This window comes from Pseudoalteromonas sp. c7(2019) (assembly GCF_011378625.1).
GTDB lineage: Bacteria > Pseudomonadota > Gammaproteobacteria > Enterobacterales > Alteromonadaceae > Pseudoalteromonas > Pseudoalteromonas arctica.
This window is the reverse complement of sequence record NZ_WTKS01000002.1, coordinates 1-13,446: the sequence shown is the minus strand read 5'-3', so window position 1 is coordinate 13,446 and position 13,446 is coordinate 1. Positions and strand designations below refer to the sequence as shown.

The following is a 13,446-nucleotide window of genomic DNA, read 5'->3' as shown; positions in this document are numbered from 1 at the left end:
AAAAGCCGCTAAATAAGCGGCTTCGTTGTTTAAAGTAGTCTTAGATTAACGAATACATTGTGGTCTTGGCTCAAACTCACTCGCTCTAAGTGGTAGCTGAATCACCTTGCCACATCCTGGTGGTGCCTGCTTACCCGTTTGCTCATTTACAAATGCCCAGCGTATTGATGGCGGACGCGTATCGGCTATTGCTTGTGGATTAAGTGGCTTTAAGTAGCGAATATATGCTTCTAATGCACCTACGCTGCCCGTTAAACCCGTGCTTTTGTTGTCGTCTCGACCAAGCCAAGCTACCGTCACTGTATTTTGATCAAAGCCTGCAAACCAACTATCACGTAAATCGTTACTAGTGCCAGTTTTGCCTGCAAGTTGGATTGATGGGAAGTGTAAATTTAAGCGTTTAGCAGTGCCGTCTTTCGTTACGCGTTTCATCGCGTATTTAGTCATATACATTGCAGATTTATCAAAACGAGGCTCTGCATTTACTTTATGCTTATAAAGTACTTTACCAACCGAGTCAGTTAATGCCGAAATTGCAGTGAGCTTTTTATATTCGCCATCTGCAGCAATTGTCGTATAAAGCTGAGCAACTTCAAAACTCGACATTTCAACAGCCCCTAAAAGCAACGATGGGTATTCGTTTATCGCCCCTTTAGCGCCTAATCCTTTTAGTGTTTTCGCGACTTTATCAACACCTACATCGAGGCCTAAATTAACCGCTGGAATATTAATACTGTTGCTAAATGCTTTATAAAGAGGGATTGCTCCACGGTATTTATGATCAAAATTTTCTGGTTGCCACACTTTTCCCTGCTCATTTGTAACCTGTACTGGCGAGTCATCAAGCAAAGTAGCTAAATTATAATGTGGTAATTGCAATGCGCTTAAATACACAGCCGGTTTTACCAGCGAGCCAATATTACGCTTTGTATCTAAAACACGGTTAAACCCTGAATAACGAACATCGCGCCCTGCAACAAGTGCAGATACACCGCCCTTTTCTACATTAACAGAGATCATGGCTGCTTCTAGTTTTTCGGTTCTAGGACGATTTTCCAGGTACGGTAAGCTCTTTTCAATAGACTCTTCCATTGCTGTTTGCTTTTGTAAGTCAAAATAAGTAAATACTCTTACGCCTGCATCAAGTGTTTGCTGATCTGGCAATAATTCATTTAGTTCTCTGTTTACTAACTCTAAATAGCCTGGATATGATTTTTGTAAACTCGCTTTCATTGGCGCAATATCAATTGGGCGATTAAGCGATGCACGGTACTCTTTTGTGCTAAGTAGCTTGTTTTCAACCATAAGGCGAAGCACTAAGTCTCGGCGCTCCATTGTGCGCTCTTTATAGCGACGTGGATTGTAATAAGATGGACCTTTAACCATTGCCACCAGCAAAGCAATTTGATCGTACTCAAGCTCATCTACCGGCTTTGAAAAGTAAAAGTCAGCAGCAAGCCCCATACCGTGCACACCTTGGTTGTATGACTGCCCTAGGTATACTTCATTTAAGTAAGCTTCTAATATCTGATCTTTTGAATAACGATAATCTAAAATAAGGGCAATAAAGGCCTCATTTATTTTTCGTACTAAAGAGCGCTCACGTGTTAGGTAAATATTTTTAGCTAACTGCTGAGTAAGCGTACTACCACCTTGAACGGTGCGCCCCGCTTTAATATTAGAATAAAGCGCGCGTAAAATAGAAAACACTGATACACCATGATGTTCGTAAAAATCACGGTCTTCAACCACCAATAGCGTATCTTTTAGCATTGCTGGAAACTTATCTAGTGGTACAAATTCTCTATCTTGTTTAGAGTCATTACCAATACGCGCTATTTGCACAGGCTCTAGACGAGCAGAATTTAAACGCCTGCCAAATTTATCTTTAATGGTCGCAACTTTTTGCCCTGCAAAGCGAAGTTCAATAATATGTGATTCTTCAAGGCCATCATAAAATTCAAAATCACGACGATAAATCTTGATGCTATCTGCTGTTTTAACAAACTGCCCTGTGCGGCTTAATCTATTAACCGATGAATAATTTAAACGCTCTAGCTCAAACACTACTTCCTGGCTTGATAAAAATTGTCCCGGATAAAACTCCATAGAACGAGCATACACTTGCGCTGGAAGTTGCCATTTATTACCTTCAAATATACGCGTTGTTTTTGAATCTAAATAAATGAAGTACATTGCCATTGCAATAAAAACAGCCAAGCTTAGTTTCCAAAACACTGACCATGTTTTTCTCATAAAAGAGCGTTTAACAGTGGTTTGCACTGTTTTTTTACTGCCCTTTGAGGTGCTTTTTTTTGTTGTGCTTGACGATTTACTTGCACGTTTAGCTGCAGGTTTACTGGTAGGTGTTTTTTTATTGTCGGCCATTTAAGTGTAATTTATTCCAAGGGTTATTCACGAGTGTGAGCTTAGCATATTGGATATATCCTAACATCCGAAAAGTTAACCCCCCCTGAAACAAAAAAAGCCCTACCGAAGTAGGGCTTTGTGTAAACACACTATTATTTAAATAAACTATTAGCTATTTCGAACAGAAACAAACTCTGGGTAGGCTTCAATACCACAATCGTGTTGATCCATACCGTTTAGTTCTTCTTCTTCGGTTACTCGTATACCCATTGTTTTGTTAAGCACAGTCCAAACAATAAATGATGCTACAAATACAAAGGCAAGAATACATACTAGACCCGTTAACTGATTAACAAAGCTTGCGTCACCATTGGTTAGCGGTACTAACATAATACCTAATGCGCCACACGTACCATGAACAGAGATAGCACCCACTGGATCGTCAATCTTAACTTTATCAAGTGCTATGATACTAAATATAACAAGTGCACCACCAAGTAGACCAAGTAGACATGCCATTAATGGTGATGGAGATAGAGGGTCTGCTGTTATAACAACTAAGCCAGCTAATGCACCATTTAAGACCATTGTTAAATCTGATTTACCCCAAAGTACTTTACATACAAACAGTGCTGCAATAGCACCCATTGCAGCTGCTGCATTGGTGTTAAGTAATATTTGGCCTACTGCAGTTGCGTTTTCTTTATCCGAAAGTAGTAATTGAGAACCACCGTTAAAGCCAAACCAACCCATCCATAAAATAAATGTACCTAGTGTAGCAAGTGGTAAGTTTGAACCTGGAATTGGGTATATTTCACCGTTCTTACCATATTTACCTTTACGAGCACCTAGGATTAATACACCAGCTAGTGCAGCGGCTGCACCTGCGCCATGTACAATTGCAGAACCTGCAAAATCAACAAAGCCCATTTCAGATAAGAAACCGCCACCCCATGTCCAGTAACCTTCAATAGGGTAAATAAAACCAGTTAGTACTACAGCAAAACCTAGGAAAGCCCACAGTTTCATACGCTCAGCAACAGCACCCGATACAATCGACATAGCGGTTGCAACAAATACTACTTGGAAGAAAAAGTCAGATTCTAAAGAATGGTCAGCATCGGCAGCTTGTGTACCAATTAAAGCGCCTATTGAAGGAATAAAACCACCTTCGGCATTGTCTACATACATAATGTTGTAGCCAACTAATAAAAACATCGTACATGCAATTGAATATAGCGCGACATTTTTAGTTAAAATTTCAGCTGTGTTTTTAGAGCGAACTAAGCCAGCCTCTAACATGGCAAAACCTGCTGCCATCCACATTACTAATATACCTGATATTAAAAAATAGAAGGTATCGAGTGAAAACTTTAGTTCTATTATTGTATTTTCCATGAGACCCCCCTTAAATTGCTTCTTCGTCAAGTTCGCCAGTACGGATACGAACAATTTGATCCAAGTCGTACACGAAAATTTTACCGTCACCAATTTTACCTGTTGATGCAATTTTAGTGATTGCTTCAACAACGCGTTGACAATTTTCAGTACGAGTTGCAATTTCAAGTTTGATCTTAGGAATAAAATCTACTTGGTATTCTGCACCACGATATAACTCAGTATGACCTCGTTGACGTCCAAAACCTTTAACATCAACTACTGTCATCCCCTCAATTCCTAAATCAGCGAGTGCTTCACGCACGTCGTCTAATTTAAATGGTTTTATGATTGCACTAATCATTTTCATAGCGGCCCCCTCGGACTCTTTATTGTTATCCTATTGGGTTAAACAATCCAACCTTTGTGCCACTATTTTATATCAATTAAAAACAGCCACTTAGTAAAAAACACAAACTCAAGATCAAAAAAAACGCACCAATTAGGTGCGTTAATTTAACAAGTCAGCTACATTGGTGCGTAGTATATCTCTATATATTTATCACGTACCTAGCTTTGTTTAAGAAGGGTTATACCACGCAGTTTCTGCCTTGGTTTTTAGCTTCGTATAATGCTTTGTCAGCAACACGCATTGCCTGCGTTAAGCTAGTGTCTTGAAAGTCAGCCAAGCCTATACTCGTGGTAATTTTAATTGATTTATCGCTAATAGAAAAATCGTAACTAGCCATCTTTTTCCTAAATGCTTCAAAGTATTCACGACCGCGTTCTAGCTCTATTTCAGGTAATATTATGGCAAACTCTTCCCCGCCAACCCGTGCAACCGTAAACTTTGAAAACGTAGATCGGATTAATGAACCAACCTGCTTTAAAGCCTGATCGCCGCCTTCATGGCCTAATGTATCGTTAATGTTTTTGAAAAAATCGATATCAAGCAATGCCAAAGTATTTTTCTGGTTTTTACTTTTAAGGAGCTTTTCTGCATATTGATAAAAGTAGCGTCGGTTATGAAGCCCTGTTAAGTGATCCCTATGTGCGCTTTCTTTAATATCTGAAATTAACGACAGTTGCTCCATTGTTTGAAGTACTCGACAATGAAACTCTTCATTCATAAATGGCTTTGTTAAAAAGTCATTGGCGCCGTATTTAATAAACCGCGCTGATAGGCCATGCTTCCCCGCGCCCGACAAGCCAATAATTGCTAAGTCGTCTCGGCCTCTAAAATTACGTACCGCTTTGACAAGTTCAAAGCCATCCATAGAGGGCATAGCATAATCGGTCATAAGTAGCTTTATATCAGGGTTAGCTTTTAATATTTCGAGTGCTTGTTGTCCATCGTGGGCATCTGTTACATCAAACAATTGCTTTTCTAGCATTTGCTTCATTAACGAGCGACTTAGTAACGAGTCATCTGCTATTAGTGCTTTACAGCCTTGATTTCTGAGTAATTGCGCAACGAGCTTAACGGCATAATGGTAAGAATCGCGATTATCTTTAATAACATAATCAACTACGCCCAATTCAAGCATTTGTTGGCGCTTGTACTCATCTATTTTTGAGGTTAAAACAACCGTAGGAATTTTTTTAGATAAAGTATATTTTGCAACTTCACCGTGCGGAGCATCTGGCAAAGTTAAATCAACTAACGCAAGCGTATAATCGTACTTTTCTACGAACGTAGCGCATTCTGCTAAAGACCAAGCAAAATCAATTGCTACATCAAGGTATTGTGCAGTTAAGTGGCGAAGCACCTGCTGCACTACTTTACTGTCTTCAACCACTAATACTCTTTGCATAAAGCTTCTCTTTACCTTTAATTAATTTTGTAACAAAACGACAAATACAATGCTATTACTGCAATAGCATTAGTCATAAACATCCGGTGTAGAGTGCACTTATGTGCTTGAAAGCGTAATCCATTAGATTTTTTTGGTGATAGCTTGTATATAAAACCAATACAAGTAGGCCCGCAATATACCTGAATTCTGTGATTAACTAAATAAAGAAACCCAACCCAAAATAACTATAGAAGTGATTAATACGAATCTACAAGTGTATTAATCACTTACTTAACTAGTATTATCGGCCACTAGTCTCAATACTTTTGTTATTTAACTCATTAATGTCTTTAATGGTGTATCAACAATAATAAGGACACCTAATGAAGCTTAGTCGTATTATCAGTTTACCGATAACCGTTATTGCATTAATAATCAGTACAAGCACGCTTGCCGATAACCAACGTCGTATTGATGTAGACAGCAAAGTTGTTACTCAACATAAAGCTAAAATCAACGGTCAACGCTTTAATTACACCGTTGCCACAGGCACACAACCTGTATGGGATGATAAAGGCGATGCGGTTGCGACATTGCAATACACCTACTACACACGCGACAAAGTTGACGACAGGACAACTCGCCCATTACTTATTTCATTTAATGGCGGGCCAGGTTCGGCTTCTGTATGGATGCACCTTGCTTATACTGGTCCTCGCGTATTAAAAATTGATGACGAAGGCTATCCAATTCAACCTTATGGCGTAAAAGACAACCCATATTCTGTACTTGATATTGCCGATATTGTTTACGTAAACCCTGTAAATACAGGCTACTCTCGCGTACTTGAAAACGAAAAAGGCGAACTTCCTTCTAAAGCAAAACAAAAAGAGCTATTTTTTGGTGTTAATGCCGATATTAAATACCTTGCTGAGTGGTTAAATACTTTTGTAAATAGAGCTGAGCGCTGGCGATCGCCTAAATTTTTAATTGGTGAAAGCTACGGTACAACACGTGTATCGGGTCTTGCTCATGAGCTTCAAAATAGTCAATGGATGTACATAAACGGTGTTGTTCTCGTATCACCTACTGATATTGGTATTAAGCGCGACGGCCCGATTAAAGCCGCTAACCGCCTACCTTACTTTGCAGCGACTGCTTGGTATCACAAAGCACTTAAAGCCGATTTACAAGCTAAAGATCTAGATGAGTTATTACCTGAAGTTGAAGAGTTTACTGTAAACGAGTTAATCCCAGCGCTTGTTAAGGGTGGCCTTATTAATGCTGAAGAAAAACGTCGAATTATTACAAAAATGGCACACTACGCAGGCTTATCAGAAAAGTTTGTTGAACAAAATAACTTGGATATTCCAACTCAATTTTTCTGGAAAGAGCTACTACGTGAACGTGGTCAAACGGTGGGTCGCTTAGATTCTCGTTATTTAGGAATAGATAAACGAGGCGCAGGTGAATCCCCAGACTACTGGGCTGAACTTACCTCTTGGTTACACTCTTTCACTCCTGCAATTAATCACTACTTACGTGAAGAGCTAAACTATAAAACAGATGTAAAATATAATTTATTTGGTAATGTTCACCCATGGGATAGAACCGGTAATAATACGGGCGAAAATCTACGTTTAGCAATGGCGCAAAACCCTTACTTAAACGTGATGATTCAATCAGGATACTTTGATGGTGCAACCAATTACTTTGACGCTAAATATACGTTATGGCAATTAGACCCAAGCGGTAAAATGAAAGACCGTTTGAGCTTTAAAGGCTACAGAAGTGGGCATATGATGTACCTTCGCCACGCTGACTTAGAAAGCTCTAATAACGATTTACGTGACTTTATACAGGACGCTTTACCTAAGAAAGGGGAAGCGGCTAAATACTAAAATATTTTAAACATAAAATGGCTCTTTATGAGCCATTTTTTATGTGCGTTTTTCATATCGTAAACAATAGCTTTTAAGTTGCGTTACTACATCGTTGAAGCAGGTCTCGAGACTTTGCATTTCATTGTTATCAATAGATTCATTTTCTGCATACGTTTCGATCTGCTGGCATATATCAGCCAGTTTAATAGCCCCTACCGATTTTGACGACGACTTTAAGGCATGGGCCTGAAAAGCCAAATCAACATAATTTTTACTCTTAGCATACGCATTAGCTAATTTAATTTGCTCCCCTGCCGTTTGTAAAAACGCATTAAACACCATGCAGTGCACAGTAGGATCATCACCAAGCATTGCTTTTAATAACGTGATATCTAGTTGATCAAAACTATCTGAAGCTATATTTTCACTATCAGATTTATCTGAACATGTACTAACCATTGTTTGAGAGTGTTCCATCAACAGCGATTTTAATTTAACAAGCTCAATGGGCTTGGTTAAAAAGCCGTTCATTCCACAACCATAACAATTATCTATATTGTTTTTGGTAATGTTGGCCGTAATTGCAATTATAATAAGTTTATCAAAATGAGTGTTTTCGCGTATTTTTTTGGCTAACCCTAACCCATCGAGTAAAGGCATTTGAATATCGGTTAGTAAAATATCAAAGTGTTTATTTTGCAGAGTTTCCCAAGCTTGTTCGCCATTACTTACAAAAGTAGAACACACCCCAAGCATGGTTAATTGCTGCTTTAATACTTGCTGATTTGTAACCTGATCTTCTGCAACTAAAACCTCAAGTGTAGGAAGAGTTACTGTATCTAAGCTTTGCAGTGTTATTTGAGGTACTTGCACTTGTGCTGGCAAGTCAGCTTCATCAAAGCTGTTAAAGTTTAGTGTAAAACAAGAACCTTTGTGCTGCTCACTTTGCGCGCTTAAAGAACCCTGCATGCGCTCTACCAGTTGCTTAGTTATCACTAAACCAATACCCGTGCCATTTACTTTACTGGTTTCAGCTCCTAAACGGTCAAAAGGTTTAAATAAGCGAGAAATATCATCTGGAGCAAATCCACATCCGGTGTCTGTTACATCTATTTCGCATTGTTTATTACTTAACACTCGGCAATTTATATTAATGCTGCCATTTGGTTTGTTGTATTTAATCGCATTTGAAAGCAAGTTAAGCATCACTTGTTTAAAGCGCCGCTGGTCAATATAAACTCTCAGCCCTTCTAAGGACTCTAAACCCTGGGTTTGCAGTGTTATTGAGTGCCCTTTAACAAGCTCAGTGACGAGCTCTACTGACTCCTCTAATATGCTTTTAATAGGCACATAAGAAAAACTAAACTGCATATTACCCGACTCAATAGCGGTCAAATCAAGTACATCGTCTATGAGTAATAGTAAATGTTCTCCAGCTTGATAAATGCTTTTCGCGTTTTCTTTTTGTATTTTATTAGCACTTTCATCATATCCATACAGTTGGGCTAAGCCTAAAATTGCATTTAACGGGGTTCTTAATTCGTGGCTCATACTGGCCATAAAATCTGACTTTGCTTTACTTGCTGACTCAGCCTGAATTCGTAATACATTTAATTTTTGATGGTTATTAGCAACCTCATCAACCATGTTATTAAATGCACTTATTACGCTGCCTACTTCATTTTGTTGTTGTTTATCTATATGACAATCAAAATCACCTTTGGCTAAACGTGAAAACCCCTGTTTTAAAGTCCTTAAAGGCGACGTAACCCTGTAATCCACCAGCCAAGCTAAACCTATAAAAACGATAACTAAAATAATAAATTGTATATATATTAGGGTGTAATGAAGCTTTGAAGATTCGTTTATTTCATTCGTAAAATTAACAACCAAGCTAATATTAGCCAGCGGTTTATCTAAAAACACCACCTGCTGAGATAACAGCATGTCACCGTTTTCATTTGCTCCAACCCAGTTTTCAAGCGGGTATAATTGGTTATTTGAATCCACATCAACAATTTTAATACTTTTCCAATTAGGGCGAGTTTGGAGTTGGCTGTCTATTTCTTCATACAGCTCTGCATACTGCCTAGTTAACAACGGAGTCGTTATAGAGGTCGATAACTGCGCTAAAGAACGCTGAGCAGCCTTTGAAAGCCCATCGTTTACCCAACGCGCTTGCTCAGGTAAGGCGTAAAACATAAAAAGACAGGCCATAAGCAAGCCACAAAGCAATACAACAATAAAGCTTTGTGCCCTTAGACTACGAAACCCTCTAATTTTCAACATAAAATGAGCGCAAGCCCCACTGAGTCAACTGCTGATACTCTGCTAAAGTTGCAATACTAGGTTTAATAATTGGGATACCTGCAAGTAAATGTTTATGCTCTGCGCTTTGGCTAATATCTAAAATAGCTTGTTGCACTTTTAACTGTATTGTAGGGTCAACCCTTGGGTGGGCTACAATTGGATGGCGACTAATTTCACGCGTTTTATAAAGAATTTTAAGCTTATTTTGCAAGCTTTCTGGTTGTTGTTTAAATGTGCCCATTACACCACCGCCCGCCATTGTTGAATGCAGTGCTACATTTAAATATACCGAAGGGTGGGTTTGAACATATACAGGCTTTATTGTTAGCCCATACAACAACGCTAAGTCGGCTCTCATTAATAATGACGCACCTAATGCATTAGGTGCAGGGAATGCTATTTCGACGCCCTCTAGTTGGCTTAAATTATCAATACCACTGTCTTTATTTACGAGCAAAATACCTTGCAGCTTTCGCCCTGCATCTTTTATTAGTGGCAAATACCCCTGCTTCTCATATGCTACAACACTGTGCCATGGATTCATGTATGCAAAGTCGTACTCGCCATTAGCAAAGGCTTTTTCAAATACCGGAATAGACTCAACTGTAATTAGCTTTATTGATACCCCTGTTTGCTTACTTACTTGCTTTAACAAAGGTTGCCAAATAGCATTTAGCTTTTGCGGCTCATATTGCGGCACTACACCAAAGGTATATTCTTGAGCCAATAAGAGTGAGCTGTGCATCAAACATAATATAGCCACTAAATACTTCATCAATTCTCCAAATAATAGCGTGTCATTATTGCTTAAGCGTAGTTAAAGACTACTCAACACACCATAAAATTATTATATATTCGATATTTAGCACTGACCGGCTTTGATTACAGGCAGTTTTGGAGTGTATTTTTATGTGTGAGCATATGATGTAAATTAATAAAGATGTTGTAAGTACTTTTTAGGCAGGCTTTGTTGCTTAGCCAAGTAGGGATTGATCCATAAGGCAAAGCTGGTTGGTATTTCGCTCATCTGCGCTTTTACTTTAAAAATATTATCACTGTGGCTTTGATAATACACACTTACGCCATTTTTGTTTTTATACAAATGCCATGTTGGCTCAGCGTAAGTGTTAAAACTAACTGATAAAAGAATAACGAATAAGCACTTTTGTAACTGAATTTCATTACAAAAGCGCATCATTTATTTTTGCCAGTAAGGTTCTATGTCAAATGAAGCAAGGCGACTTTGCTCCATCGCACTAACTAAATATTCAGACTTTTGTTCAAGCCATGACTGGATTTTAGCAAGCTGTTCGTCTTCTTGCCCTGCACATAGCTGCTTTAAATACTCAAGCGTACTTAACTCATAAATACCATGAGAAATATCAAGCCAAGGCAATCTAAACTCTAGGCGTTCTTCTTTATCAAATAACGATCCTAAGCAGTTACCGCTCAGTAAACTATTTTCAAGTTGAGTGCGCAGGTTTAAATACGAAGCGACATCGAGTGTTTGTTCTTTAGGCAGTAATTCGTGCAGATTTTTCCAGTCTTTATTAAAAAGCCGACTCGCAATAGACGACACGTTTTGCTCAGCCGCTTGAAGCTCTATTTGCCCCCAATCTTTACGCCACTGTTTATCAATTAACCACGTAGTTAACGACAGTAATAAACGATTATAACGCGCGCTATGAAACAGTGCATTTATATCGTCAATGCTTGGCTGTAACTCTTTTAAATCACCAATGACTTGAGTAAGTGCTGGAGCAGCATTAATTTTTTTATAAAAAGCATGGCGTTTAGACGTGTACGTTTTTAATTGAATCGCGTTTTCTACCCACGCTAATTCGCTTAATAACCATTTAAGCTCTGTACGTAAATGTTCTGTACTTTCTTTGGATACTATATCGTCGTACAGCCAAAAAGTATGGCGTATTAGGCTAATGCCGTCAGTTACGCGTTTAAGCGTTTTTAAACTTGGCTTATCGAAATAGCATTGCTCATGCTTTTGCACAAAGCGAATGCCAAAGTTCATGGCTTCAACTAAAGCACGCTCTTGGGTAGTCGACTTTGGTAATTGAACAAAACCAATAGATTTGCTTGGTGTTAAAGGTTTTTCATCTGCAAGGCGATAACCACGCGCGGCCTTAGAGTATAATCCTAAACGGATACAGTTCTGGCTAACCAGTACATCTGCAAACGCAAACAACTCACTACGACTGCCCTCAACAAGCTCAATTTCAAGCTCGCTAATAATTTCAATTTTACCCGAAGCCGCAATTTCACCTTTATCGAGTACAACTTCAATTTTAGCGCCACTTTCGGTTTCAATTAACCAAGTACGACGAATAAAGTTAGTACTAAATATTGGATACAAGTTTTTTGAGATTGCGCTTATTTGCATGCCATGAGGCCAAATATCAGCATCAAACGCCATTAAATTAGGGCGACTTGATTCAATTGGTAAATTGTACTCTGGACGTTGGTGTAAACCACCTACAACTTCACCTGCAAGCTTTATAGTTTGCTCGCATTCGCTGTCAGAACAGCGAGTTCTAAAGCCTATGTCAAGCGCTCTAAGCTCTCGGCTTGGCGTGTCGTAGTATGCATTTTGTAAGCTGCGTGACGGTTTATTCTTCACCGTTTTTGCAAATTGAGTAATTAACGAGGGGATCAGTGGAATAACGGCATCTGATACCAAAAATTTCAGTTCTATCTCAGTATCCATTCGGTTTGCGGATTACCTTTAAAATAAATAAGTGCTCAAAATAAACAAAGCACACTAACAATGCAAATTTTTTAGCCTTATTTTAGTGCCTGTTGACCTTTGTGGATTAAAATTCGTTCTATCTAGAGGCAATTTAATCGCGGGGCGAGGTTTGTAACCTAGTGGGCTAGGTAACTGCTACTAGGTTACAATATCAGTCTTGCTATTGAGCTATTTAATCCATACTATCTAACTACTTATGTGAAATGAAAATCACGTTCATAACGGACGCAGTTAGATCAACAAGGTAGATAAATGCTAAAACATTGTTTATTAGGGCTACTTTTAACAGCCACCACATTTATGAGTTATGCAGAAGAAGCAAAACCTGCAAATTCAACTAATGCAAACACCGCTTATATTATCGATAATTTATATACTTTTATGCGCTCTGGTGCGAGTAAGAATTATCGACTACTCGGCTCTGTAGATGCTGGAACAAAGTTAACCTTGTTATCTGCTGAAGAAAACGGCTTTATAAAAATTAAAGATGATAAAGACCGCGAAGGTTGGATAGAAACTAAGTTTGTTACCAAAACGGCAGGCTTACACCAACAGTACAAAACACTAAGTAGCGAAATGAGCACTATGCAAGAAAACCTGCGCCAAGCTCAAATAGAACTTCCGCAGCTACAAGAGCAAAACCAAACTTTAACTGATCAAAACCTGCAGTTATCGGCCCAAATTACTAAGCTTAAAACGACACTAGAACAAGAGCGCACCCAAAAGGAAGCTGCTAGCTCAAAAGAGAAACGTCAGCTACTTACTTACGGTGGTGCTATTGCGTTTTTAGGCCTGTTTTTAGGTATTATATTAACGATAGTGTTGTCGCGTCGTAAGCGCTACGAAGGTTGGGCATAACCCCCTCTTTCTATAGAATACAAAAAAGCCGCTTTATAGCTGTCTCTTATACACAAATCCCTGCTAAGAAATTAGCGGGGATTTTTTT

Annotated in this window: 10 protein-coding genes; 2 read left to right on the top strand and 8 right to left on the bottom strand. The window is 38.8% G+C overall.

Annotated elements, in window-relative coordinates:
* Positions 1-45 precede the first annotated feature (45 nt).
* From mrcB to GQR38_RS01905, 4 genes are all read right to left on the bottom strand, one after another.
* Positions 46-2,388, bottom strand: coding sequence for a penicillin-binding protein 1B (mrcB, locus tag GQR38_RS01920; protein WP_165721272.1), 2,343 nt, complete (start codon positions 2,386-2,388; stop codon positions 46-48).
* A 150-nt stretch (positions 2,389-2,538) separates the two neighbouring features.
* Entirely contained in the window at positions 2,539-3,768 is a 1,230-nt protein-coding gene (locus GQR38_RS01915; RefSeq protein WP_010555509.1) for an ammonium transporter, read from the bottom strand.
* Between the two features lie 10 nt (positions 3,769-3,778).
* Positions 3,779-4,117 carry a P-II family nitrogen regulator gene (locus GQR38_RS01910; protein ID WP_004587162.1) on the bottom strand — a complete coding sequence of 113 codons (339 nt, stop codon included), beginning with the start codon at positions 4,115-4,117 and terminating at the stop codon, positions 3,779-3,781.
* 220 nt (positions 4,118-4,337) lie between these two features.
* Positions 4,338-5,561 carry a diguanylate cyclase gene (locus GQR38_RS01905; RefSeq protein WP_007584842.1) on the bottom strand — a complete coding sequence of 408 codons (1,224 nt, stop codon included), beginning with the start codon at positions 5,559-5,561 and terminating at the stop codon, positions 4,338-4,340.
* Between the two features lie 365 nt (positions 5,562-5,926).
* Between GQR38_RS01905 and GQR38_RS01900 the strand changes: the two genes are divergently transcribed.
* Entirely contained in the window at positions 5,927-7,444 is a 1,518-nt protein-coding gene (locus GQR38_RS01900) for a carboxypeptidase (RefSeq protein WP_165721271.1), read from the top strand.
* Positions 7,445-7,483: 39 nt separating this feature from the next.
* Here GQR38_RS01900 and GQR38_RS01895 read toward each other — a convergent pair whose 3' ends face one another.
* The 4 genes from GQR38_RS01895 to GQR38_RS01880 form a co-directional block, all read right to left on the bottom strand.
* Positions 7,484-9,715 carry an ATP-binding protein gene (locus GQR38_RS01895; protein ID WP_165721270.1) on the bottom strand — a complete coding sequence of 744 codons (2,232 nt, stop codon included), beginning with the start codon at positions 9,713-9,715 and terminating at the stop codon, positions 7,484-7,486.
* Positions 9,702-10,511 (bottom strand): phosphate/phosphite/phosphonate ABC transporter substrate-binding protein, encoded by an 810-nt coding sequence (locus tag GQR38_RS01890; RefSeq protein WP_165721269.1) that lies wholly within the window; start codon positions 10,509-10,511, stop codon positions 9,702-9,704. Before GQR38_RS01890 ends, GQR38_RS01895 begins: the two co-directional genes overlap by 14 nt.
* A 156-nt stretch (positions 10,512-10,667) precedes the next feature.
* Positions 10,668-10,934: a hypothetical protein gene (locus GQR38_RS01885; protein ID WP_240917383.1), complete on the bottom strand. Its 267-nt coding sequence runs from the start codon at positions 10,932-10,934 to the stop codon at positions 10,668-10,670.
* Positions 10,935-12,458 (bottom strand): CYTH and CHAD domain-containing protein, encoded by a 1,524-nt coding sequence (locus GQR38_RS01880; RefSeq protein WP_165721268.1) that lies wholly within the window; start codon positions 12,456-12,458, stop codon positions 10,935-10,937.
* Between the two features lie 294 nt (positions 12,459-12,752).
* On the opposite strand from GQR38_RS01880, the gene GQR38_RS01875 reads away from it, so the two are divergent.
* Positions 12,753-13,358: a TIGR04211 family SH3 domain-containing protein gene (locus GQR38_RS01875; protein WP_007584830.1), complete on the top strand. Its 606-nt coding sequence runs from the start codon at positions 12,753-12,755 to the stop codon at positions 13,356-13,358.
* The last annotated feature ends 88 nt before the right edge of the window (positions 13,359-13,446 follow it).